At 59.6% G+C, this 24935-nt stretch carries 20 protein-coding genes; 7 read left to right on the forward strand and 13 right to left on the reverse strand.

What is annotated here, in order from left to right:
- Positions 1–40 precede the first annotated feature (40 nt).
- The 4 genes from ACR0AI_RS10325 to ACR0AI_RS10340 are packed head-to-tail and all read right to left on the reverse strand — an operon-like array spanning position 41 to position 4197.
- A complete protein-coding gene (locus ACR0AI_RS10325) occupies positions 41–673 on the reverse strand; it encodes an ATP-binding cassette domain-containing protein (protein WP_480673802.1) in 633 nt (210 codons plus the stop codon).
- Entirely contained in the window at positions 669–2381 is a 1713-nt protein-coding gene (locus tag ACR0AI_RS10330; protein WP_480673397.1) for an ABC transporter permease, read from the reverse strand. The genes ACR0AI_RS10325 and ACR0AI_RS10330 overlap by 5 nt, the downstream gene beginning before the upstream one ends.
- The gene (locus tag ACR0AI_RS10335; RefSeq protein WP_480673395.1) at positions 2371–3567 is read right to left on the reverse strand and encodes an ABC transporter substrate-binding protein; all 1197 of its coding nucleotides are present in this window, start codon (positions 3565–3567) and stop codon (positions 2371–2373) included. Before ACR0AI_RS10335 ends, ACR0AI_RS10330 begins: the two co-directional genes overlap by 11 nt.
- A gap of 15 nt (positions 3568–3582) precedes the next feature.
- On the reverse strand, positions 3583–4197 hold the full coding sequence (locus ACR0AI_RS10340; RefSeq protein WP_480673393.1) for a CDP-alcohol phosphatidyltransferase family protein: 615 nt from the start codon (positions 4195–4197) through the stop codon (positions 3583–3585).
- A gap of 338 nt (positions 4198–4535) precedes the next feature.
- Here ACR0AI_RS10340 and ACR0AI_RS10345 point away from each other — a divergent pair, with 338 nt between their 5' ends.
- A complete protein-coding gene (locus tag ACR0AI_RS10345; protein WP_480673391.1) occupies positions 4536–5510 on the forward strand; it encodes a LysR family transcriptional regulator in 975 nt (324 codons plus the stop codon).
- Here the strand turns inward: ACR0AI_RS10345 and ACR0AI_RS10350 are convergent, their stop codons facing one another.
- Positions 5511–7031, reverse strand: coding sequence for a trimethylamine methyltransferase family protein (locus ACR0AI_RS10350; protein ID WP_480673389.1), 1521 nt, complete (start codon positions 7029–7031; stop codon positions 5511–5513).
- A gap of 194 nt (positions 7032–7225) precedes the next feature.
- On the opposite strand from ACR0AI_RS10350, the gene ACR0AI_RS10355 reads away from it, so the two are divergent.
- Positions 7226–9661: a GcvT family protein gene (locus ACR0AI_RS10355; protein WP_480673387.1), complete on the forward strand. Its 2436-nt coding sequence runs from the start codon at positions 7226–7228 to the stop codon at positions 9659–9661.
- Here the strand turns inward: ACR0AI_RS10355 and ACR0AI_RS10360 are convergent.
- Both ACR0AI_RS10360 and ACR0AI_RS10365 read right to left on the reverse strand, forming a co-directional pair.
- A complete protein-coding gene (locus ACR0AI_RS10360) occupies positions 9658–12978 on the reverse strand; it encodes an adenylate/guanylate cyclase domain-containing protein (RefSeq protein ID WP_480673385.1) in 3321 nt (1106 codons plus the stop codon). The two genes, ACR0AI_RS10355 and ACR0AI_RS10360, sit on opposite strands and share 4 nt — an antisense overlap.
- Before the next feature lie 121 nt (positions 12979–13099).
- Positions 13100–13999: a LysR family transcriptional regulator gene (locus ACR0AI_RS10365; RefSeq protein WP_480673383.1), complete on the reverse strand. Its 900-nt coding sequence runs from the start codon at positions 13997–13999 to the stop codon at positions 13100–13102.
- A 114-nt stretch (positions 14000–14113) separates the two neighbouring features.
- Here ACR0AI_RS10365 and ACR0AI_RS10370 point away from each other — a divergent pair, with 114 nt between their 5' ends.
- The 4 genes from ACR0AI_RS10370 (at position 14114) to ACR0AI_RS10385 (ending at position 17574) form a co-directional block, all read left to right on the forward strand.
- Positions 14114–14734 carry a glutathione S-transferase family protein gene (locus ACR0AI_RS10370; protein WP_209250945.1) on the forward strand — a complete coding sequence of 207 codons (621 nt, stop codon included), beginning with the start codon at positions 14114–14116 and terminating at the stop codon, positions 14732–14734.
- A 34-nt stretch (positions 14735–14768) separates the two neighbouring features.
- A complete protein-coding gene (locus ACR0AI_RS10375; protein WP_480673381.1) occupies positions 14769–15245 on the forward strand; it encodes a nuclear transport factor 2 family protein in 477 nt (158 codons plus the stop codon).
- A gap of 23 nt (positions 15246–15268) precedes the next feature.
- A complete protein-coding gene (locus ACR0AI_RS10380; RefSeq protein WP_480673379.1) occupies positions 15269–16894 on the forward strand; it encodes an FAD-binding oxidoreductase in 1626 nt (541 codons plus the stop codon).
- Between the two features lie 80 nt (positions 16895–16974).
- Entirely contained in the window at positions 16975–17574 is a 600-nt protein-coding gene (locus ACR0AI_RS10385; RefSeq protein WP_480673377.1) for a rhomboid family intramembrane serine protease, read from the forward strand.
- Between the two features lie 223 nt (positions 17575–17797).
- Here the strand turns inward: ACR0AI_RS10385 and ACR0AI_RS10390 are convergent, their stop codons facing one another.
- The 4 genes from ACR0AI_RS10390 to bcoG all read right to left on the reverse strand — a co-directional run bounded on the left by ACR0AI_RS10390 (position 17798) and on the right by bcoG (position 22276).
- Positions 17798–19024: a peptidoglycan-binding domain-containing protein gene (locus tag ACR0AI_RS10390; protein WP_480673375.1), complete on the reverse strand. Its 1227-nt coding sequence runs from the start codon at positions 19022–19024 to the stop codon at positions 17798–17800.
- 152 nt (positions 19025–19176) lie between these two features.
- Positions 19177–20601 (reverse strand): carnitine 3-dehydrogenase, encoded by a 1425-nt coding sequence (locus ACR0AI_RS10395; protein WP_480673373.1) that lies wholly within the window; start codon positions 20599–20601, stop codon positions 19177–19179.
- Positions 20598–21362, reverse strand: a complete 765-nt coding sequence (locus ACR0AI_RS10400) for an SDR family oxidoreductase (RefSeq protein ID WP_480673371.1) — start codon at positions 21360–21362, stop codon at positions 20598–20600. The genes ACR0AI_RS10395 and ACR0AI_RS10400 overlap by 4 nt, the downstream gene beginning before the upstream one ends.
- Complete coding sequence (bcoG, locus tag ACR0AI_RS10405) at positions 21359–22276, reverse strand: 3-dehydrocarnitine:acetyl-CoA trimethylamine transferase BcoG (protein WP_170554807.1); 918 nt, start codon at positions 22274–22276, stop codon at positions 21359–21361. Before bcoG ends, ACR0AI_RS10400 begins: the two co-directional genes overlap by 4 nt.
- Positions 22277–22387: 111 nt before the next feature.
- On the opposite strand from bcoG, the gene ACR0AI_RS10410 reads away from it, so the two are divergent.
- Positions 22388–23371 (forward strand): GlxA family transcriptional regulator, encoded by a 984-nt coding sequence (locus tag ACR0AI_RS10410; protein WP_480673369.1) that lies wholly within the window; start codon positions 22388–22390, stop codon positions 23369–23371.
- 11 nt (positions 23372–23382) lie between these two features.
- Here the strand turns inward: ACR0AI_RS10410 and ACR0AI_RS10415 are convergent, their stop codons facing one another.
- The gene (locus tag ACR0AI_RS10415; protein ID WP_480673367.1) at positions 23383–24360 is read right to left on the reverse strand and encodes an HpcH/HpaI aldolase/citrate lyase family protein; all 978 of its coding nucleotides are present in this window, start codon (positions 24358–24360) and stop codon (positions 23383–23385) included.
- Positions 24361–24378: 18 nt separating this feature from the next.
- Positions 24379–24935: PLP-dependent aminotransferase family protein (locus ACR0AI_RS10420; protein ID WP_480673365.1), on the reverse strand; the 557-nt coding region annotated here is incomplete at its 5' end.

Raw genomic sequence — 24935 nt, forward strand, 5'->3', positions numbered from 1 at the left:
AGCCGGAACCAGATAAAGCCGAACATCTCGACCAACACCGCTATTGAGGCAGAGTCACAACCCTGCCTCCTGCGGCATCGGCATCGGCGATGTCATGGGTCACCAACAAAACTGGCAGCCGCGCCGCGCCGGCTCGGGCAAAGACGAGGCCCCGCATTTTGTCCCGGAGACCGACATCGAGGCGCGAGAAAGGCTCATCCAAAAGCAACGCATCGGGCTCCGCCAGAAGCATCCGCATCAGGGCCACACGGGCGCGCTGACCTCCGGACAGGGTCTCGGGATCGCGGGTTTCAAACCCGTCCAGCCCGATCTCGGACAGGGCGGCCTGAATGCGCGCGGCCCGGTCCGGGGTGCGGGGCGGCAGGCCAAAGCCGACATTCTGCCCCACCGACAGATGTGGAAACAACAGATGATCCTGAAACAGGATCCCAACGCGCCGCTTCTGAGGAGGTAGGGCATTCAGAACCCGCCCGTTCAACGTGATGCGCCCCGCCATGTGAAAGGCGGGCGACAAAGTTCCGGTGATTGCCGCAAGTATGGTTGATTTCCCAACCCCGGATGGCCCCATCAGGCTCAGAACCTCTCCCGGCGCAATGTCAGCTGATAGCTGCACCAGCCCTCTGCCATCGGCATGAGAGATCGAAAGCTGATCCAAAGAGAGGCCGTTTTCAATCATGACGCAGTCCGCTTTTGTTGCGATAGACAATTCTGGGGATCATCAAGGCCAGCAGGAACGGCAGCCATGCCGTGAAGGCCAGCGCGATGGTCCAGACCCCTATCGCACGGCGATCACCGCCTGAAAACAGGGCTAGAGCCTCGGTCGTCAACGTGTTCAATCGCCCGCCAGAGGCCAGAAGAGTGGCCAGATATTGGCCGACTGACACCGCCATCCCCACCGCAAGCGCGGTCAAGATCGGAGCCAGCAACATTGGCAGTCGGATGCGCCAGAGCACTCCAACCGGTCCCAGCCCCATGGCGGCGCCAATCGTGGCATAGCGGCGATCGAGCGCGCGGTAAGGGCCGGCCAATGCCAGAAACACATAGGGCAGAACGAAGACCAAGTGGGTCAGGACCACGGGAAGGATGCCCTGCGCCGCTCCGATCTGGATCATCAGGATCTGCAGACCCGGCAGGAAAGCGATCTGAGGCAGGATGAGTGGCAGGTACAAAATAACTATCCCGGTCCTGTTCATTGCACGCCCGGCGCGGAGCTCCGCGTTCAGGCAGCCGATCACCAGGACCAGAGCGACCAGTGCGGTGGCAAACGCCAGCGCCAAGGTGACCAAGGTGACCTCAACCGCGTCCGGGCCATTGCGCGCCCAGGACATCAGGCTGAAGCTGCTCGGTAGCGCGTCGGGAAACCTCCAACGTCCGGCGAAGGACCAGATGAACTGGCCGATCAGCCCGCCGAACACCGCGATCCCCGCCGTGAGTGATACCACGAGGCCAAGGGTTCTAAGGGCGGTGTCGCGCAAGCCCATGCCGCGCGTTCCGCTTTCCACACCACGGTTGATCAGCGCGGCCACGGCCCTTTCACCACCTCGCCAGACCATGATGGCCGCCGCCACCAGCCCCAACTGAACCAAGGCAGCCGCAGCAGCGGGCGCCCGCATGGCCAAATCGGGGTCCGTCATCCAGCGCAGGATGAACATGGACAGAGTCGGCGGGCGCGACGGGCCCAAAACCATCGCGACATCCACATTCGACATCGCATAGGCCAAGACCGCATAGATCGGCAATCGAATCTGCGCATAAAGCGCGGGCATCACGGCCAGAAACCACCCTCGGACCCTGCCGTAACCCAGCACCTGCGTCACACGCATCCGTTCGGCCGATTTGATCTGAGGCAGCGCGGCCAGCGACATCAGCAACAGGAACGGCAGCTCTTTAATCATCAGCCCCGCAATCAAAGACCACCCGCCGGGGTCTTGCAGGATCAATACGTCCGGAGGGCGGGCCCATCCGGTCAGACCGGGCGAGATCATACGCGCAATCCACCCCGATGGCGCAATCAGGAACGCCAGCCCCAGCGCGGCCGCTGCATGGGGTACGGACAAAAGGGGCGACAGCAGTGCCTCAAGCCGTGAAAACGCGCGTGTGCCCTGCCAACCTGCGATCAGCAGAAAACACCCGATCAGCGCCCCAAGCGTTGAAAGGAAACCGGTTTTGAACGACAGCCAGAGGGCCTGACCCAAGCCGGGCTCGGCCCAGAGGCGCACCCACGGATCAAGTGAAAATCCGTTTTGCCCGTCCGGGCGCATGCCTCCGAAGGCCGGGAGGATCGTTCCCAAAAGCCCGGCAGCGATGGGACCCAGCAGCAACGCTATGGTCAGCGTCGGTGCCAGCCCCCATCGTTTGCCGGGGCTGAGGTCAGTTGCCAACGCCGTAACGCTCGGCCCAATCCGCTTCGATCCGGGTCATCCAGCTGGGATGCGGCTCCGGCAAGGCTTGGCCAAGTTCGGCGGGCGAAAGGGTTGCTACGCCCAGCTCCAACGCGTCAAACCCGGCGCGGTCCTCCGCCGAAAGGGCGGCCATGTCCAGCACGGTGCTAAAACCCAACACATTTGGGTCCTGCGCGCGCAGTTGCGCCTCAGGGCTCATCAGGAAATCTGCGACGACCATGGCACCTGCCTTGGCTGAGGCATTGTAGGGGATCGCCACAAAGCTGGCATTGCCCAGTGTTCCATCATCCAGAACGAAAGTCCGCGCGCTTTCCGGCAGCTGCCTGTTGGCAATGGCCGTTGTCGCCTCACCCGGAGAGAAACTGATCGCCATGTCGACCTCTCCATCATTGATCAGCTGCAGTTGGCTTGGCCCGGTTTGCGGATAGGCGCGACCAGCGCGCCAGAGGTCGGGCGTAACATCCTGCAGCCAGTCCCACAGCGGCGCCGTCACCTGCGCATAGTCTTCACCAGCAGGCTGTTGCAGAATGGTCGGGTCCTCGACCAATTCGATCAGCATCTGTTTCAGGAACGTCGTTCCCAGAAAATCAGGGGGCTGAGGAAACGTGAACCGACCCGGGTTCGCAGCCGCCCATTCGCGAATTGCCTCGGCGGATTTGGGAGGCTCAGGCAGTACCTCGCTATCATAGATGAACACGACCTGCGCCATGGCCCAAGGGCTTTCGAACCCTTCGGTCGGGACGGTGAAATCGGTAGTGACAGTCTTGCCGTCCACGTCTACGAACCGCCAGTTGGGCAGAGCCTCAGCAAAGGGGCCGAACAAAAGATCGGCCTCTTTCATGGCACTGAAATTGGCTCCGTTGATCCAGATCAGATCAATCGCACCGTCCGTGTCCTGACCGGCGGACTTCTCGGCAATCACCCGGCTTACAGCGTCGGCCGTATCGGTGAGTTTCACATGCTCGAGCTTGACGCCATGTTCCTCTTCGACGCGGGTTCCGACCCATTCGATGAAGTCATTGATCGTGGTCGAACCACCCCATGCGTTCCAATAGACGGTCTGGCCATTGGCCTCATCCAGAACGTCCTGCCAGTTTACGGGATCAGGTTCAGCCCATGCTGTTCCGGCCAGCGCCGCGCAGAGGGCAGCAAATAGATGTTTCATGGGTTTTCCTTGCGTTTATTCCGAGTGAGTGAAGACCTGCCGCGCCAACAGGATGCGCGAAATGGCGGTGACAAAGCAAACCGCGCCAAACGCCCATGCCATCGGGCCGAACCAGTTGGGCAGCAGGCAAATTGCGATGAAGAAGGCAATGGTTTCAGTGCCTTCCAGAAGACCACCAGTGAAGTAGAGCGACTTTGCACCGTGTTTCTGCGTCTCAAACCCGCGTTTTTCGGCCAGGATCGCATAGCCCAGAAAGGTCGCGCCGTTAAAGTAGAAGCTGACCAGCAGCCATGCCCCGGCCATGGCATTTGCCGACGGGTCCGCCCAGACAAACGCCATGGGAATCGCGCCGTAGAACAGAAAGTCACAGGTGATATCCAGGTAGCCGCCAAAGTCGGTCTTTCGCCCAGCGCGCGCGATTGCCCCATCCAGACCATCCGCCAGACGCGACAAAAGGATGAACAGGACGGCCAGAACCTGCAAACCCAGAATAATCGCCCCAGCTGCAAACAGGCCGAACCCCAGACCCACCAGAGTCACAAGATCAGCCGAGACACCACGCGCCGCCAACCCCCGCCCAATCGCGTTCAGCGGTGGATCAATCAGAGGGCGGATGCGTGCATCAAGCATGATTGGCCTCCGGGCTGTTTACGGTTGGCACGGAGACGCAGTTTTTACATACCGTGGCATTGGGTAGAATTGAAAAGAGTGGCCGTTTTCCAACCTTTTTAGCCTCATTGAATGTTTGCACGGCGCCTACAGGACCGTTCCATTGTCTTGCGGTACGACTAAAGAACGATAGGGCAAAAGAAAAAAGGAATACTACGTCTTCACGGTGTTGTGTCATCTACAACACGAGGCATCCGTGCTTGTTCAGGCGTAGGGCGCGTGCTCATTGATTTGATAGATTGCAAACAATAGTTTCAAGCCATAGTAGAAATTTTGTTTGAAAGACGTGCCAAGGAAACATGCCCCGCCTTAACGCCAACAAGGACCTGAACCTTAAAGGCTTGGAGTTGTTTCAGATCTGCGCCCAGAAAGGATCGCTTCAGGCCGCAGCCGAGGAAACCGGCCTGACCATCAGCACCGTCTCGCATCACTTGCGCAATCTCGAAGACCACCTTGGGGTGGAGCTGTTCAATCACGCGCGAAGGCCGATGGTACTGACGCCAAAAGGGCAGGTCTTTCTGCGCAATATCAGTGACGCGCTCTATGCCATCCGCAAGGCCAAGGCCGAAGCATCTGCCGGAAATATAGCCGAGGCGAGTTACCTCAGGATCGGCACGATCGAAGATTTCGACAGCGATATTATCCCAGAGCTCGCCGTCTTTCTTTCGGGCCATATGCCGAGCTGCGATTTCATGTACCACACCGATTCCAGCCACGCGATCGTCGAGATGCTGCGCAACCGGCATCTTGATCTTGGGATCACGACCACCCCAGAGGAACGGCTGCGAGACCTGCAGGATCGCCCGTTGTTACGAGACCCGTTTGTGGTGGTACTCCCTCGGTTTAGCGAGAAATCCCTTTCCGACATTGTCGAAGGGCGCACCAAACTGCCGTTCTTGCGGTTTTCCGGCAATCTGATCATCGCACGGCAGATCGAGTCCCAAATGCGACGGCTGGGGCTTTCACCGCAGTCCAATTTCGAATGCAGCAACAACCAGACTTTGATGGCTATGGTCGCCGCAGGTGCGGGATGGACCATCACCACCCCTTTGCTGTTCTCGCGTGCCAAAAGGTTTCACCCAAATCTTAGCATGCACAAATTTCCGGGCAAAAGCTTTGCCCGCACGCTTGCGATTGTCTCTACACCTGATTGTTCGCGGTCTGTGTTGGACCTGATAGATGGCAAGCTGCGCGCGCTCATCCGAGATCACGCTTTGACTGCGCAATATGAGAAAACTCCGTGGCTGGCGGATAGCTTCAAACTGGTGGAATGATCAGATCAGAATATTGAACCGAGACCGGATAGCCTCCTCCTGTTCGGGCGTCAGGTAAGAAGGCTCGTGGTCGCGAAGAATCTCACCCGCGCGAGCCCTTGCCCTGCCCCAAGCATCTTGCGCGCCATTTTCGGCCCATGTACGCGGCTCTGCTCGGTCAGCAAGAGTGGGGTAGAAGTAATCCCGTTCCATCGCGGCATGAGTGTGCTGACCACCCAAGAAGTGCCCATCCCCCAGAACGGCATCACAAATCGCATCGAACCCGAGGTTCTCACCCGTCACCTCGACCCCGCGCAAGGCGCGATAGGTATTCGAATGCATCTCATCATCTAGCACGAACGCCTCGAAACTGGCCCCCAACAACGATGCGGTCATGCCGGAGCTTTCGTAGATCAAGTTCCCACCCGCCAAGGCCGCTGCCATGGAGGTTATGCCTTTCTCCATCCCATATTGTGCGTCTATGGCCTTGGCGTCGGTCATTGAACAGGCCACGCCCGAGGGCAAACCAAGCCAATTGGACAGCTGCGCGGACGCGGCATTCAACACCGCTGTCTCTCCGCTACCACCGGAAAATGCCCCGGTGCGCAGGTCGATAACCAAAGGCCAGTTCGAAAACACCATTGGAAAACCGGGCTGGATTGAGTGGACCATCAACAGGGCCGCCAAGGTTTCCGCCAGAGATTGCGCCAGAAACCCCGCCAAGGTCGCAGGCGCCGTTGCTCCGGCCTGGGCCGCCGTTATGCACGAGATCGGAATATTGTGTTTGATGCATGCGTAAGTGACATCCACCGCATCTTCGCCATAGCGCATGGGCGATATCATCGGGCTGATATGCGCCTTCATGAACGGGCGTTTGGCAAATTCTCCGGGCCCTCCTGCGGCGATGTCCAGCATCTCGACGATCGGAGCGACATATTCGGCCAGCGTGAACGACGTCGCCGTCGGTTTGGTGGTGTTCTTGAGCAGCGCGAAAACGGTGTTCACGTCCAGATCGAAATTATCCGGCACATCGGTCGCCACGCAACAACGTGTGAACCAGCTGATATTGGCCAGCGTGTCCTGTAGCCGCGTAAAGTCATGCAGGTCCTTTAGGGTCGACGGCCGATAGAGCGCGCTTTCCATATCAAGCGTCTGCACCGCGGCCCCACCGGTTCCGAAATACACTTTGTTGCCACCAACTTCGATCGACCTCTTGGGATCGCGGCCATGCAAGGTGAAGGTCTTTGCGGCTTGATCAATCGCTTCTTCGACAAGCTCGGGCGGGAAAAGAACGCGTCCTCTACCGTTGTCCACGGCACCCACGGCCAACAGATCGTTGCGCAGTCTCTCCGGCACCTCACCGATACCCAGTTTCTCAAGCAAATCGAGGGCAGTGTCATAGATGCGGCGCAGGTCGGCTTCGCTAAGCGGCCTATACATCCCACCGATCTGACCCGGCGGGCATGGATCAAACGCGGGCTTGGCTGCTCGTTGTGCCAGACGCCCTTCGCGTCCACCTCGCTTGCTACGCTGTCCAGCCATTCCCAGTCCTTTGAAACGAGGGTTTTGTGACATCAAGCAAGAGGAATTGTTGCCCGTGGCGCAAGATCATCTCTTTTACTTCGAAAAAATAGATTTCTAATTATGATAACGTCTCAATATATCACTCTACAATTGCACATGGTGACAAACGGACTTCGTATGCAGGGCAAGCGAACTCCGGAGGCTTACCCGTCATGAAATCCCGTACCAAAGTTGTTGTCATCGGCGGCGGCATTGCCGGATGCTCAACACTCTACCACCTGACGCAGGAAGGATGGAGCGACGTTGTTCTGGTCGAGCGGAACGAGCTGACCAGCGGTACCACGTGGCACTCGGCGGCGCAGGTGACGAATTTCGGCATGAACCAGACCATGGTCGGGCTGAAGACGCATTCGATCAACCTGTACAAAGAACTCTCCGAAAACCCCGAATATCCGATCAACTACCACCACGCAGATGGCGGCATCCGGCTGGCCAATACCGAAGCGCAGATGCAGGGCTACCGCCACTTTACCTCGATGGCGCGCGGGATGGGGGTGCATTTTGAGGTGATCGACGCCGAGGAATGCGCCCGCCGCCACCCTCTGATTTCGACTTCCAACCTATTGGGCGGATTGTGGGACCCTCTGGACGGTGACATCGACCCGGCCCAGCTGTGTCAGGCGCTGGCCTATCACGCTCGCAAAGCTGGCGCCGAGGTCTATCGCAATACGCCGGTCACCGCGCTGACCCAACACAAGGATGACACTTGGACCGTGCATACCGAACAGGGCGACATCGATTGTGATATCGTCGTCAATGCCTGTGGCTACCGCGTGAACGAAGTGGGCGCGATGATGGGGGTTCACCATCCCGTCGCCTCGATGGAGCATCAGTATTTCCTGACCGAAGATATTCCCGGCATTGCCGAAGCCGGTCACCGGATGCCTTTGCTGCGCTGCCCAATCAGCGATTATTACTGCCGTCAGGAAAAGGGCGGACTGCTGGTCGGGTTCTACGAGCAGGATTGCAAAACCTGGGGCATGGACGGGATTGATCCGAACTTTGTAAATGCCCTCTGCCCCGACGATCTGGAACGTGTCATGGACGTTCTTGCCGGAGCGTTTGAGCGTATGCCTGCTCTGGAAGAGACCGGCATTCGGTCCATCGTGAACGGACCAATCACGTATACCATCGACGGTGCCCCGCTGGTGGGTCCGATCCCCGGCAAACGAAATGCCTTCTGCATCATCGGCCTGCGCGCGGGGTTGGGCGAAGGTGGCGGCCATGGCTGGCTGCTGGCGCAGCAAATCGTGCATGGGGAGGCATGTTATGACACATGGTGCCTCGATCCGCGCCGGTTCACTGGTCATACGAATGTGGAACTGACCTCTCTGAAGGCTATCGAAGACTACCAGAACGAATTCCGGTTCCACTTCCCGCATGAACATCGGCCCGCCGGACGACCGGCCAAGACAACCCCGCTGACGCCCGTACTGGCGGCAGAGGGGGCCGAGTTTACCGTCGTGAACGGGTGGGAGAGGATGGACTACATCAAGCCATCACCCGATTTTCACCCGACGCTCACCTTCAACTTCGATGAGGCGTTCGACATCGTCGCCGCAGACGTGAAAAACGTGCAGGAGAATGTTGGCCTGTGCGAAGTCAACGGCTTCAACCGGTTCGAGATCACCGGCACAAATCGCCTCAGCTTCCTCGATCGTATGTTCTGCGGCACGGTCACCAAGCGCGACGGCCGCGTTGGTCTGGGTTATCTGCTGAACCACCACGGCATGGTCAAAGCCGAAGCCACTGTGGCAAACTTACCGGCCTCGGATCGGGGGCCAGAGCGTGTGTGGTACGGCTCGGCTGCGGCGAGCGAATATCACGACATGGACTGGCTGACCCAGCACATTCATGAGGATGAGGATGTTCAGATCCGATCCCTGACCAATGATCAGACCATTCTGGTCCTGGCTGGCCCCAAAGCGCGCGATGTTCTGTCGGCCTGTGCCCGGGGCGACTGGTCGAAAGAGGCCTTTCCCTGGCTGTCCGTGCGCGAATGTTTCGTCGGGTTCGCCCCGGCCATGGTCATGGGTGTCAGCTTCTCGGGCGAGTTGGCCTATGAAATTCACGTACCCAACGCCTCACTCTACGCGGCTTTTCTGGCCTTGCGCGCGGCGGGCGAGGCCCATGACATGAAGCTGTTTGGCGCGCGCGCGGTGGAATCCATGCGGATGGAGAAGGGATTTCTGCATTGGAAATCCGACATCCTCACGGAATTCGACCCATATGAGACCGGCTTGGATCGGTTCGTAAACCTGAACAAAGGTGAGTTCATCGGCAAGGCCGCCCTGTTGGAACGCCACGCCAGCGGCAAGCGCAAGCAGCTCGTGACGCTGCAGATCGACGCCACCCACGCACCCGCTCACGGCGGGGCTTCGTTGATGCAGGGCGACACTGTGGTGGGCACCGTCACCTCGGGCGACTGGGGTCATCGGGTCGGGCAGAACCTGGCCTACGCGTTTATTGATCCCGCGCTGGCGGGCGAAGGCACTAGTGTGCGGATCGACATGTATGGGGATTTGGTCGACGCGCAGGTCATCCCTGCCTCACCCTATGATCCTGAACACGTACGGATGCGCGCCTAGGCCGTTTCCACCCCAGCCAACAATTCACGAGCGAGGCGCATCTCAACCGTTTGGTCCCCGCCCGAGATCGCTTCAGCCGCCGCCTGAAGCGCTGAGTTTGCAATCGCCGAGCAGTGAAACCGCTCGCAGGTTCGGGCGAAATCTATGGCCGTATGGAGGGCAAACATCCGCGCCTTCTGGTCCTTTGCGCGGGACAAAGCATGTCGGAATTCCGCCTCGGCTGGACTGGTTGAGGATTTCGCCAGCGCATAAACCCGGTCGGTTTCTGCCTGTGCCCACCCCTCGTTGGTCAATCGCTGATGTTCACACGCTTCCGCCAAAGCGGTCAGAGCACCTTCATGGTCGCCCATGGCAAGCGTGACTTCCGCAATCAGCGTCATGAAAAACGGTTTGTGATTTCCCGCTCCACTGGCCCACCATGCATCCGTCGCCCTTTTGAGGTCCTTGATGGTTTCCGCGCCAGGGGATGCGTAGGCCTTGACCCAGCTTCTCCAGACATTGGCTGTCAGGGTCATGAAGGTGAACGCGTGCTTGTTCGACAGCTCTTCCAGTTGCTCCATCTCCCGGGTCACAGCGACCGGGTCGCGGCGCAGAAGATGCAGCATGCACAGGTAAGTCAGAGCCTGCGCCACGCTATGGGCATGTTCAAGGTCGCGGGCAGCCCTAACGGCCTGAGTCTGGATTTCCAGCGCCTTGTCCGGCTCACCACGCATCCAGGTGGCGAGGCTCAGGAAGCAAGAGGTTATGGCCGCGTGGTCGGAGCCATAGACATAGGCCAGATGCGCATCGCGTTCGGGGCGGTACAGCGCCAGCGCCTGTTCGAGATGCGCGTGGGCCGGGTCCAGCTCTCCGATATGAAACAGCACCGCGCCCATCGCCCGATGGGCCACCATCTGATGTTGCGTTTCGCCTGATGTTTCCGCCAAGTCCAGAAGTTGCCGCGCCACGACCCGCGCCAAATCATACTCACCCCGAACCAAGTGAAAGGAATAGAGGCCATTGAGGACCGGGAACAGGTTCTCTGTCTCATCCATGCGTTCGCACAAGTCCCGTATCCGGGCATAGGTCGAACCGGTCTCATCCGCGGCGATACCTGCCGTCGAGCGCAGAACCCCTGCGCGCAGGGTCTGTATCTCGATCTCTCGCTTGTCACGCTCAGGACTGGTCGTCTGATCGCCTAGCAGATCAAGCGCCAGGGACAGCTGCGTATTCGCTTCGGTATTGGCCGAGCGTTTGACGGCGCGCTGACCGGCCAGATAGCGACAGTCGATCGCCTCATCCACCATACCTGCAAAGGTGTAGTGATGGGCCAGAACTTCCGGGCCTGCATCCTCGACCGCTGAAGTTTTCTGGTCCAGCGTCTTGGCGACCCGCGCATGCAGAACCCGGCGTTCGGTTTTCAGAAGACTGTTATAGGCGGTGTCGCGGATCAGAGCGTGGCGATAGCTGAAGATCTGCAACGCATCATCGCCCGAGGTCGTGACGATGCCAGCCTCAACCAACAGATCCAGGCCGGACCGCAGCACAGTATCGCTGAAACGTGACACTTTCGAGATCAGCGGGTACGAGAATTGAGGCCCGATCACAGCCCCGATCTGCGCCACTTCCTTGGCCGAGCTCAAGCGGTCCAAACGTGCCATCAACGCATCGTGCAATGCACTGGGAACTGAGCTTGCAGCAGAGGCCCCTCCGCTGGCGCGGGCGATTGGAGCATCGGGCATATCGCCGGACTCCAACAGATCCTTCGTCACCTCTTCCACGTAGAGCGGTACGCCATCGGATCGGGCTGCCACCAGTTCATACATGGCATCGGGGATGTCCTGCCCTTGCGCGACCTCATTTGCGATGCGCTTAACATCCTGAAAATCGAGCTGCCTGAGCACCACTTTGGTCAGATTGGACTGCAACGCCCAACCCGGGTCAAACTCCGGTCGGAACGTCATCACCACCATCACCGGAAGATCCCGGAGACGGTCCACAAGCCGATCCATCAGCGCTTTTGACGTCGGATCGAGCCAATGCGCGTCCTCAAACAGCAGCAAAACCGGCTTTTCCGACGCACGGTTCAACAAGTGGTCCAACAACATCTCCTGTGTCTGATCCATGATCTGCTGCGGCGTCAGGGTCAGTGACCCCAACCGATCCTCGAACGGGACCGACAATAGCGACGCGGCCAATCGCAGGACCTGATCTGAGGGGTTTTTCAAAACCGACGATATTTTCTCCAGCTTTGCCTCATCCGTGTCCTCGGATCGCAGGTCGGCTACATGGTGAAGCCGCCGGATGATCGGATAAAACGAGCTGGCAAAATGGTACGGAGAACATTGCAGTCGGATTTGTTCATGCGCGCCTTGGGGGGCTTTCAGCCGCAACTCTTCAATCAGGCGCGATTTCCCGATCCCCGGCTCTCCGGACACCAGAACGATCTGACCTTCGCCCTCACTAGCCAGCTTCCACTTGTCGCTGAGCGTCTCGTATTCCGTCATGCGACCGATTAGAGGGCCGAGCGAGGCACCTTCAATGCGTCTGAAACGACTGTCCGTGTCGCGCGCGCCGATCACTTGCCACGCCTCAACTTCTTTCGTGAACCCCTTCAGCTTGAAAGACCCTTGCAGCACATAGTCGAAGGCCCCACCCGCCAACTGGTGCGTCCGAGGTGACACAATCATGGTGCCAGGTTCCGCCATCGCCTGAAGACGAGCGGCCAGATTGGGTGTCTCACCCATCGCGGTGCCGTCTTCGAACATCTTCTCGCCGCGCAAGTCCCCAACCACGACCAGACCGGTGGCAATCCCGATCCGCACCTGGAGTTTCGCGTGAGTGCGGATCTCGGGTACTTCACGGATGATGCGCAAGCCGGCGCGAATGGCACGCTCGGGGTCTTCTTCATGGGCCAGCGGGAACCCGAAGAACACCATGATCCCGTCGCCGTAATAGCTTGCAATCTGACCATCGAAATCCGCGACCGAAGCAGCGCAGGTCTCTTTGAACAGCCGCAGAACCTCGGCCAGATCTTCGGGATCGACCCGCTGTGAAATCTCGGTAGAGCCGACCAGATCAATGAACATGACCGTCAGCTGACGGCGTTCGGCCACGATCGACGCGCCCAGCGCCGTGTTTTGCGGCCGGACGTTGCCGTCAGTGGTTGCGCGCACCGCCTTCATGAACCGCCGCCGAGGCCCCAGCGGCAGGCCAATGGTCACGAGGTCTTCGTCGGTCAGCTCTGTCAGGTCGCCCAGCTCAATCTCATTGTCGGCGAAGGCGCTGGCGTATTTGGCCAGTCCGTGCTTGTTCAGCCAACGTTCGATTTCGGCCATACCATCCCTTCCACGGCTGCGGGCGTTCCCTCATTGCAGGTGAGAGTTGTCCATCGCTCGACCCTACGAAAACAAGGGGCCAGGGATTGGTCAAGGGTCTAGGCACCTGAAGGCATAGCCGTCACGCCCCGGCGTTGCAGATCAAGTCATCGCTGGCCAGATGGTCGATCAAAGCGCGGACCCGCGTGGTCAGGCGTCGGTTCTGCGGGAAAAGTGCGGCCACAACGTAAGGTGTGACACGGTGTTCGGCGAACAGCTCGACCAATTCCCCCGACCCGAGCGCTTCCGCCACCGTGTAGGCCGGGCATCTGGCAACGGCCACTCCTGCAGCGGCTAGCCGCGCAGAAGCCGCAGGCGCATTGGCCTGAAGGCGACCATTGACGTGCACCGCCACCTCACTGCCATCGACATCAAACCGCCAGACCGCAGGGTCGCTCATGTTGCCGTCCAGAATGCACTCATGGGTGGCAAGGGCACTTGGATGCGCGGGCACACCTGCACGTTCGAGATAGGCCGGAGACGCGCACACAATCAGCGGCATCGGCCCCAACCGGCGCATCTTGAGGGAACTGTCTCGTGTCGGCCCGATCCGGATCGCCAAATCCAAACCTTCTTCGATAATCGACACCCGACGGTCTGAAAGGTTGAGATCAATCTCGACCTCAGCGTGCTTTTCGACAAAAGCCGCCAGCGACGGGGCCAGCCGTAGTGAGCCGAACCCTGTCGGCGCGGAAATCCGTATCACACCGCGCAAAGAGGTCTGCGCATTGCGCACCGCCTCTTCCATTTCGTCAAACCCGTCCAAAAGCGGTTCGCACATCGCCAAGTAGGTCGTCCCCGCATCCGTCAGGGATACACTGCGGGTGGTTCGGTTCAGAAGCTGAACGCCCAGCGCCTCCTCCAGATCGGCCACGTATTTGCTGACCAGACGAGACGACCGCCCAAGCCGCTGGGCCGCCAATGTGAACGAGGCATTCTGCGCCACCAGCGCAAAGGCGCGCATTCGGTCGATCTTGTCCATATTATTGCGCCCTCCTAGGGCTTAATGATCCCCCTAAACTGCGCATTATCGCCCATGATGGCAAGCTGTATCTATAGCCGCAGAAGCAAATCCGCGCATGACAGGAGCTGACAAATGTCGAACGCAGTACGTATCCACCACTTCCCGAAATCCGGCCACGCGCACCGCGCTCTGGTCTTTGCCAAGCTGGCCGGTATCGCCCATGAGGCCGTTTTCGTCGATCTGGCCGCAGGCGCACATAAATCGCCTGAGTTTCTGGAGATGAACCCCAACGGGCAAGTCCCGGTGCTTGAGGATGGCGATATTGTGGTCTCGGACTCCAACGCGATCCTCGTGTACTTGGCCCGGCAATACGCGCCTGATTGGATGCCGACCGATGCGGTGGGCGAAGCTGCGGTGCAGCGCTGGCTGACCCTCGCCGCAGGAGAGATCGCGTTCGGATCCGCCGCAGCGCGGTTGATCACGGTGTTTGGTGCACCTCTGGACGTCGATTTCGCCGCCGCAACCGCAGCCAAGGCGATGCAAAAACTTGAAAAGGGATTGGAAGGCCGAGACTGGCTGGTTGGCGACCGACCGACCATTGCAGATGTCGCCGCCTACTCCTACACCGCGCACGCGCCTGAGGGGAACGTCTCTCTCGACCCCTATCCGAATGTGCGGGCATGGATCGCTCGGTTTGAGGCGCTGGACGGGTTCGAGCCGATGCCAGCCACGGCCGTGGGTCTCGTCGCCTGAACGTCTGCGCTAAACACCCAATCGGAGACGTGCAATGACACAAGAAGCCACCCGCCACCCTGTTCCGCCCTTCACGCGCGAAACCGCGATTGAAAAGGTCCGTCTGGCCGAAGACGGCTGGAATAGCCGCAACCCGGCCAAGGTCGCGCTGGCTTACACGCCGGACAGCCAATGGCGCAACCGGACCGAATTCCCCGTTGGCCGCGCCGAGATCGAAGCGTTTCTGACCCGCAAGTGGAACAAGGAACTGGACTATCGCCTGATCAAGGAACTCTGGGCCTATGACGGCAACCGCATCGCGGTGCGATACACCTATGAATACCGTGATGACAGTGGTCATTGGTTCAGGGCCTACGGCAACGAAAATTGGGAATTCGACGAGAGTGGCTACATGGCCAACCGGTTTGCCAGCATCAACGAAATGCCGATCACAGAGGGTGAGCGCAAGTTCCATTGGCCTCTGGGCCGTCGCCCGGACGACCATCCGGGGCTGAGCGATCTGGGTCTTTAAACACACAGCAAGGAGGTAAGACGATGTCTGGCACGGATACTCCGTTTCACGCGGGCGAACTGGCGGCGCAGATGTGGGCGGGTGCGGGCGATATAGCCCGCAGGGCCGCTCCGTACATTCGCGACCATTTGCCGGACCAGCATCGTGCCTTCTATCAGGCGCAGCCGTTTTTGGTGGCTGCGTCCAGCGATGCAGAAGGCCGCATATGGGCGACGGTCATTGAAGGCGAGGACGGGTTCGTTCACTCGCCTGATCCCCGCACACTGACCGTAGATACTGTGATCGACCCGCGTGATCCGCTCGCAGAAAGCCTGCGAAAAGGGGCTGATATCGGCGTTGTCGGCATCGAGCTGGCGACGCGGCGGCGCAATCGGTTCAGCGGTCGGACCCATCCAACCGACACCGGTTTCGCAATCGACATTCGCCAGAGCTTCGGAAACTGCCCTCAGTACATCAATGAACGCGACTGGCGGCGGGTGGCCACCAATAAACCTGCAGAGGCGGTTGTATCGGACCACCTCGACCCCGAACAGATCGTCCGTATCAGCGCTTCGGATACCTTGTTCATCGGGTCCGGCCGACATGGTCCGCAACACGCGGCGTCGAACGGGTTTGATGCCTCTCATCGCGGAGGGACACACGGTTTTGTCCGCGTGGTTGCTCCAAACCGTCTGCGTATTCCCGACTATTCCGGAAACAATTTCTTCAATACGATTGGCAACCTGTTGGAGAACCCTCGCATCGGGCTGCTATTCGTCGATTTCACGACCGGAGGGCTGCTGCATCTGTCCGGGCGGGCCGAGATCGACTGGGCTCCGGCCGAGGCGCGTGACCCCAATATTCTGCGCGTGATCGACGTAAAGGTCGACTCCGTGATTGACCGACCAAACGCGCTGTCGCTGAGATGGTCGGCTGAACCGACCCCATCGAGACAGCTGGTAGTTGCGGACAAGATTGCCGAGGCCGAGGGGATCACCTCATTTCAACTTCGACCCGCAAATGGTGGGCCACTTGCCGCGTTTGAGGCAGGGCAGCACCTGCCGATTGTGCTCAGCGTTCCGACGCATGACACCAAGCTGCGGCGGACATATACCCTGTCCGGCAACCCGTCCGAGGACCACTACAGGATCACTGTGAAACGCGAACCGAATGGTGATGCATCCTGCTTTCTGCACGACACGGTGCAATTGGGCGACGTGATCGAGGCCAAACCGCCAGCCGGGGATTTCCTGATCCCGTCAGTAGACACGCCCCTTGTCCTCGTCAGCGCCGGCGTTGGCGTGACCCCGATGATCGCAATGTTGCATCAGACTGTGGCACAGCACCCTGACCGTCCGGTCTGGTTCATACATGCCGCGCGCAACGGACGATTTCACGCGTTGCGCGGCGAAACTGACCGCTTGATCGCTGCCAGCGCGTCCGCACGGAAACGGATCTACTACAGTGCGCCCGAGGCGCAGGACGTGGCGGGCCAGGATTTTGACATTAAAGGCCGGATCACGGCGCAAGAGTTGATCGCATTGAACGCCGGTCCCAACGCTCAGTACTTGCTCTGCGGTCCGTTGGATTTCATGACCGACCTGAAGGCCGGTCTTGAAGCGTTAGAGGTTGAGGAAAACCAGATCCATTTCGAGGTCTTTTCTACCTGAGTGCGTCAGCGACCGCGATCTGATCCGACCATCCTGCAAGGCATATTGATCGTTCTCCCTGCTGGGATTATCTATCTCAGATGATTGACAAAAACGGTAAAAGCGTTGTTTTTTCGCGGTTCAAGGTTCTGGCGCTCTTCATAGCGGTGCTTTGGGCGATACAGGTTCTCAATTGGACGGTTGGGTACCGCCTGAACCTCGCGTTCGGGCTGATCCCAAGGCAGATCGCCGGGTTGGACGGTATCTTTGGCATGCCACTTCTGCATGCCAGCTTCCCGCATCTCATTTCAAACACGCCTCCGCTGATCCTGATGGGGGCCTTGCTGGCGGCAACGGCAACACGGGCGCTGTTGGTCGTGAACGCCGTGATCATTGCCTTGGGCGGAGCGCTGGTCTGGCTGTTCGGAAACACAGCCATCCATATCGGCGCATCCGGGCTCGTGTTCGGGTGGTTCGGCTTTCTGGTCGCGCGCGGCGTGGTCGATCGGTCGCCCGTGACCCTTGCCGTGGCGATGGTGGTTGGGGTGCTTTACGGATCAATCCTTTGGGGCGTTCTGCCCGGCCAGCCCGGCATCTCGTGGGAGGCGCATCTGTTCGGCGCAATCGCAGGCGTTGCAGCGGCCTTGCTCGTCCGAACCCATGTGCACGCCCCGCGGATTTTGAACGTGGACCAACCTTAAACAAGCACAGTGGGGCAAGGGGCCGATTGCGGATCGCTGACACCCCCTTGACGATAGGAATTGTCCGCACCAAAGGGTTTGTCACTAGCCCCTACGATATCTAAGACTTCGAACGGGTCACGCAGGGCACCCGTTTGCGCAGCACCCGATCAGTGTTCCTGTTATTGAGGCGCTTGAAGAAGCCGCGGGCGATCCTTACGCCCGCGGAACAGGTCAGCCAGACTTACTGTGTTTCTGTCATCGCTGCACGTAGCAATTCCGGGCGATCCGATTGTGATGGCAGGAACACGGCCTGAGATCCGGCATCAAGTGCTGACAGGCTTGCGTCATACCACTGCATCGCCAGATCGCGACGCTCTTGTACGCCGAAGCCTTCGCGCAGGTGGTGACCGATCAGCTCTCCATAGGCAGGTTCGCCCATGGCAACCAGCATCAAGGCCGAGCCTACTGCGCTGTCCATATTGTCCTGACGGTAGCCCATCGCCAAACATACTTTGCTTGTCGCTGCAATGTCCTCGGGGCTGAGGCCAGAATCCAGAGCCAGCTTGCGCATTTGTGTTTCGGCCTCGGTTTTAGACGTCAGCGACAGTGAAACGACCTGTGGCGCTAGCATCTCTCCATAGGCTTCGCATTGCGCTGTCACTTGATCCGGTGTCAGGCCCTGAATGTCCTCCATCAGATCTTCACCCCGCGCCATGGCGTAGCTGCGCGCCAGACAGAACTGCTCGCTCAGGGCGAAATCTGGGTCCGACATGTTCGCCAGCGTCGTGTAGCCGCCATTGGTTGAAGTTTGCAGCATCACCGCGCTACAACGGTTGGCCAGAGACGGGCCACCAGTGCCACCTGCAAATAGGCTCGGCAGGGCTGCAGTGGCCGTTTCGGTCACTTCAGGTTCAGGCGCCGGTTCGGCAGGTGCCGCCGTTGCAGCTACAGGTGCCACGGGTTGCGGCGCGGGCTGCGGAGCAGCGGCCACAGCCGTGCCCGTTTGAACTTGCCGACGATAAGCCATCAACAAAGGCTGACCGGAGAGCTGCGTGCTGGCCTGACCGCCACTCGTGCCCCAGTAATAAGCCTGCATCAGGAAATCGCGCTGATAGGGTTGGAAATCATACCCATTGACCGGGTATCCCATGGACGCCTGATACCGTTGGATTGCGGCTCGCGTGCCGCCGCCCACCTGACCATCAACCCGTCCGGCATTGTAGCCGAAATAGTTGAGCGCCGTTTGCGTCTGCGCCCCTTCCGAAGTAGATGGAATGCTTGGCCGATATGTCCGGGTGGTCGAGCGCTGCGCTTTTTTCTTTTGCTGATCTTTGCCGATTGCGTAGCCAACCACGCCTCCGACGACCGCGCCGCCGATGAAATCACCCGCATCTGCCCTGGCAATCTGGGGATTCGCGGTCGACAAGGCGAAGGTCAAACAAAGTGCTGCCACTAAACGAAAAATCATAATCTACCTCCAAAACACAACAACAATCGGAGGAAATTATAGCACAACACCGCCGCGCATGCGCAAAAAAGGCGGATCAGGATCTTTGCAGATCGACCCGCCAGTAGATGCCGCCGCCGGATTCATGAACCCAGAGGCGGCACGCGTTGGTATCAGCCGCGTTGCCCCACATGGCGGCCAGCCCCTTGAGGGGTCGGCAGCTTGGCGTGATCTTCGGCATAAGCTGTCAGTTTCGCGGCCACACCCTCGGTCGGCAGAGAGGTCTGGCGCGCGTTCAAATCCATGTGCAGCAGCAGGGTTTCGACGGTGGCTGCGACCTCTCCATCCGGTCCGTGCAGACGGTGGAACAGGTGCATTTTTTTGCCTTCGCCCCGCAGAACCTGCGTTGTGACGGTCAGACGATCCCCTGCATGCAATTCCGCGTGGTATTGCACGAAATTCTCGACCGTGAAATAGCTGTTGCCCGCCGCGATATAATCTGCATCCGCGTCGATCATCAGCATGAAACTGTCGGTCGCCTGGGCCGAGACCTCGATATAGTGGGCCTCATTCATGTGGCCGTTATAGTCTGTCCAGCTTTGCGGGATGACACGATCCACCGTGATCGGCAGATCATCACCTTCGGGGTCAGGCAACATCGCTTCATGCGCGTTCAGAACGCCGCCCGCACCGCTGCCGGTTTTCTTCAGCGCCCGCATCATCCCGATCAGGTTGTCATCGCGCAGGCGCTCCAGTTCGCGGATCGACATTTGGCCGGATTGCGCGTCCGACTGACCCGCGATTAACTCGACCAGTTCATCGGTAAATTCCGGCACATCCATCAACTTGGTCCACGGCCATTGCAGGGCCGGGCCGAATTGCGCCATGAAGTGTTTCATCCCCGCCTCGCCACCCGCGACACGGTAGGTTTCGAACAGACCCATCTGCGCCCAGCGGATACCAAACCCCATACGGATCGCTTCGTCGATTTCTTCAGTCGTGGCGACGCCATCCTTGACCAGCCAGAGCGCCTCGCGCCAGACGGCCTCGAGGAAACGGTCGGCGATATGCGCATCAATCTCTTTGCGCACAGTCAGCGGATACATCCCAATGGACCGCAGGATATCCGACGCCTTGGCACATGTGTCGGCATCCCCCACCAACTCGACCAGCGGCAGCAGGTAGACGGGATTGAACGGGTGCGCGACGACGACGCGACCGCCGTGTTCGTTCAGTTCAGAGGGTTTGAACCCCGAGGTCGAAGACCCGATCACCGCATCCGCAGGCGACAGTTCGTCGATCTGCGCGTGGATCTTGTGCTTGAGGTCCAAACGCTCGGGCACGCTTTCCTGAACCCATACGGCACCGGCCAAGGCCTCGCCCATATCATCATGAAAGGTCAGAATACCCTCGGATGGCAGCGCCTTATCATAAAGGGCGGGCAAGGCACGGCGGGCATTGGCCAGCACTTCGCCGATTTTGCGCTCGGCTTCCGGATCCGGATCAAAGACCGATACGTCCCAGCCGTTCAGCAGAAAGCGGGCAACCCAGCCCCCGCCGATCACGCCACCGCCGACGATGGTTGCTTTTTGTTTCATGGCGCGAGTGTCTCCGTATGGCCATCAATGGACAGAACCTGCCCCGAAATTTTGGTTCCCGCCTCTGAGGCAAGGAAATGTATGCTGTTCGCCACGTCCTGCGCCGTGACCCATGTTTTCATGGACACGCCAGTCACATAAGCGGCGCGCATGGTCTCAATGCTCTGACCATGGGCTGCGGCTTCGTTGGCCAGCACACGCTCCATCCGGTCGCCTTCAACAGCACCGGGGCAGATCGCGTTGACGCGGATGCCAAAGGGGCCAAGCTCCATCGCCAAGGTTTTGGTCAGACCGATCAGGGCCCATTTCGCCGCCGCATATGGGGACCGCATCGGATAGCCCATGATCCCAGCGGTGGAAGAGGTCATGACGATCAGGCCACTTTTTTGCGCCTTCATGACCCGCGCCGCCCAGCGGCAGGTCAGATATGCACCGTGTACGTTGGTGGCGAGGCATTGCTGCCACGCGTCATAAGCCAGATCTTCGATCGGCCCGGCGGGGCCGCCGGTACCGGCATTGGCGCAGACCACATCAATGCCGCCCCATTCGTCCTCAACCGAACTTAGGAATGCGTCCATGGCGGATTCCGAGGTGACATCGGCCACCACGGCTATACTGCCGGGATGCGCTTCGGCAAAGCTCTGAACCGCGGCAGGGTCTGCATCGCAGACCGCGACCCGTGATCCGTCTTGAATGAATTGCTCCGCAATGACGCGGCCGATGCCAGCCGCGCCTGCGGTTACAAGAACGCGCCTGCTCATTTTGCGACAGGAGCGCGCTTGGTCAGGCCCAGTTTCTCGCGCACGGCGTCTGGGCCGATGATCTTGGCGCCCATGTTCTCGATCACCGTCACGGCCCGTTCAACCAGTTGCGCGTTGGTGGCCAGAACGCCTTTTTCCAGAAAAAGGTTGTCCTCAAGCCCGACGCGGACATTGCCACCCGCCAGCACCGATTGCGCAACATAGGGCATCTGATCGCGACCCAGCGAGAAGGCCGACCATGTCCAATCAGACGGCACAGCGTTGACCATCGCCATGAAGGTGTTGATGTCGTTGGGGGCACCCCACGGCACACCCATGCACAATTGAACCAGAGCGTTGGGTTCCAGAATACCCTCTTTCACCAATTGCTTGGCGAACCATAGGTGGCCGGTGTCGAACGCCTCGATCTCTGGTTTCACGCCAAGATCGGTCATCATCTGACCCATCGCCCGCAACATGCCGGGGGTGTTGGTCATCACATAGTCTGCCTCGGCAAAGTTCATTGTACCGCAATCGAGCGTGCAGATTTCCGGCAGACATTCGGCAATATGCGCCATCCGCTCCGTCGCGCCGATCATGTCAGTGGCCGCTTCATTGACCGGAAACGGATTTTCGGTAGGGCCGAACACAATATCACCGCCCATACCGGCCGTTAGGTTCAGCACCACATCGACCTCAGCATCGCGAATGCGGTCTGTCACCTCGCGGTACAGGCCCAGATCGCGCGACGGCACACCGGTTTCCGGGTCGCGCACGTGGCAATGCACAACGGCTGCCCCCGCCTTGGCCGCATCAATCGCCGAGTTGGCAATCTGCTCGGGCGAGCGCGGTACATGCGGAGACTTGTCCTGCGTCCCACCCGATCCGGTGATGGCACAGGTGATAAAAACTTCGCGGTTCATGGCAAGGGGCATAACTTTGTCCTTCGATCAGCAGGAATCGCGCCTTGGCAGGCGACTGAATGCGGCAACGCTACTTTCAAAACTCCGAAACGGGCGATACATTTCTCGTCAGGAGGAATACTTTTGTCGTCATCCCCTCATGAGCATTTCGAGTTCCTGTTGCTGGACGGGTTTTCCAACATGGTTCTGGCCAGCGCGCTGGAGCCGTTGCGGGACGTCAAGATGCGCGCGCTCTACGCCAGTCCGGGTTGGGAGATCACCAGCCTGAACGGCGAACCCGTGGAAAGCTCGAGCGAAATACAAGTTTCTCCCAATCGGGTCTTCGACCCAGCAAAATCGACCGGAACGCTGGTCATTGTGGCCGGTTACCGCGTCCGGCAGCAAATCAATAGAGAGCTTCTAGTTGCGATCCGACAGGCTGTTCGGACTGCCAAGCGCGTTCTGGCCCTGGATACCGCGGCTTGGATTCTGGCCGAAGCCGGGGTTCTGGACGGGCACCAGGCCACGATCCACTGGCAGGAGCTTGATGCCTTTCGCGAAAGCTTTCCCGAAGTGAACGTGTCCAGCGCGCGGTTTGTCCATTCCGGCCCGTTTCTGACCTGCGGAGGGGCCAGCACGGCGCTGGAACTGACCCTCGACCTGATCCAGAGCCTGTTCGGGCCTGCTGCCGCATTTGATGCATCGAACATGTTCATCTACGACCCCGCCCGCCAATCCGAGCTGAAGCGCGGTTCTCAACAATTGCAAGATCGTGGGTCGCCCAAACTGCTGGACGCGCTGAATGTCATTGCCGAAAACGTCGAGACTCCGCTGACAACCTTTGAACTGGCCGAACGCGTCTCGCTATCTGAGCGCAGCCTCAGCCGCGCGTTTGCAGATGAGCTGGGGATGACGACTGGCAAATACTACAAGCTCTATCGTCTGCAACATGCGCGCTATCTGGCGCAGGAAACGCGACTGAGTGTCGAACAGATTGCCCTAAGATGCGGGTTTTCTTGCGCGTCGGCCTTGGGGCGGTCGTTCACCCGTGAATTCGGCCGCCCGATCAGCGCCTTTCGCCCGCAAAACCGAAACGGGCCGTCCGATGGGACAGCCCGCTCCGGTTAACGCTTGGCAGATCACGCGGCAGCGATCTGACCTGCCTTTTCAACCAGCACCTCCGCCTGCCGGATCGAGGCATAGTCAATCAGGCGACCGTCCAGCGAGACAGCGCCTTTGCCTGCCGCTTCGGCATCGGCCATCGCGACAAGGATCCGCTTGGCCTTGTCCACCTCGGCCTCCGAAGGCGACATGACCTCGTTGGCCAGCGCGATCTGGCTGGGGTGAATGGCCCACTTGCCTTCACAACCCAGAACCGCCGCGCGCTTTGCTGCCGCGCGATAGCCAGCGGGATCTTGAAAGTCGCCGAACGGGCCGTCGATCGGGCGCAGGCCGTTTGCGCGCGCCGCAACAACCATACGCGCCAGCGCGTAGTGCCACATATCACCCCAATGGATCATGCGGCCGCCCTCAGGGTCGGCATCGGTCAGCACCGAGTAATCCGGATTCACACCGCCAATGATGGTTGTCCGCGCGCGGGTCGAGGCCGCATAGTCGGCAACCCCGAAATGCAGGCTTTCGTTGCGTTTCGATGCGGCAGCAATCTCGCTGACATTCTGCATGCCGAGCGCCGTTTCGATTATATGTTCGAACCCGATCCGCTTTTTGTAGCCTTTGGCGTCCTCGATCTGGGTGACCAGCATGTCGACGGCGTAAACATCCGCGGCGGTGCCGACCTTGGGGATCATGATCAGGTCCAGACGTTGACCGGCCTGTTCGACCACATCCACCACGTCGCGATACATGTAATGAGTATCCAGCCCGTTGATCCGCACCGACATGGTCTTGTTGCCCCAGTCGATGTCATTCAGGGCCTCGATGATGTTCGCTCTAGCCTGTTCTTTTTCGTCGGGCGCGACGGCGTCTTCCAGATCCAGGAAGATCACATCCACATCCGACTTGGCCGCTTTTTCAAACATGCCGGGCTGGCTGCCCGGAACAGCCAGTTCGCTGCGGTTCAGACGGGCCGGAGCCTGTTCGATTGGGTGAAAGCTCATGGTTTAGGGTCCTTGGTTTTACAGGTTCGGGTAGATAGGGAAGCGGGCGCAGAGGTCAGCGACTTCGGCTTTGACCTTGGCCTCGACGTCGGCATTGCCGTCCTCGCCATTGGCGGCCAGACCGTCGACCACTTCGATGATCCAATCCGCGATCTGGCGGAACTCGACCTCGCCGAAGCCGCGTGTTGTGCCGGCGGGCGAACCCAGACGGATGCCCGAGGTGATGGTCGGCTTCTCTGGGTCAAACGGCACGCCGTTCTTGTTGCAGGTGATATGCGCGCGGCCCAAGGCCTTCTCGGTCGCGTTGCCCTTCACGCCTTTGGGGCGCAGGTCGACCAGCACAACATGGGTGTCGGTGCCATGGGTCACCGTGTCCAGACCGCCCTTGATCAGCTGATCCGACAGCGCCTGCGCGTTGGTGATGACTTGGCTGATATAGGTCTTGAATTCGGGGCGCAGAGCCTCGCCGAAGGCAACCGCTTTGCCTGCGATGACATGCATCAGCGGGCCACCCTGAATGCCGGGGAAGATCGCCGAATTCACTTTCTTAGCGATATCTTCATCATTGGTCAGGA

The sequence above is a fragment of the Ruegeria sp. BG3 genome, from assembly GCF_056538485.1.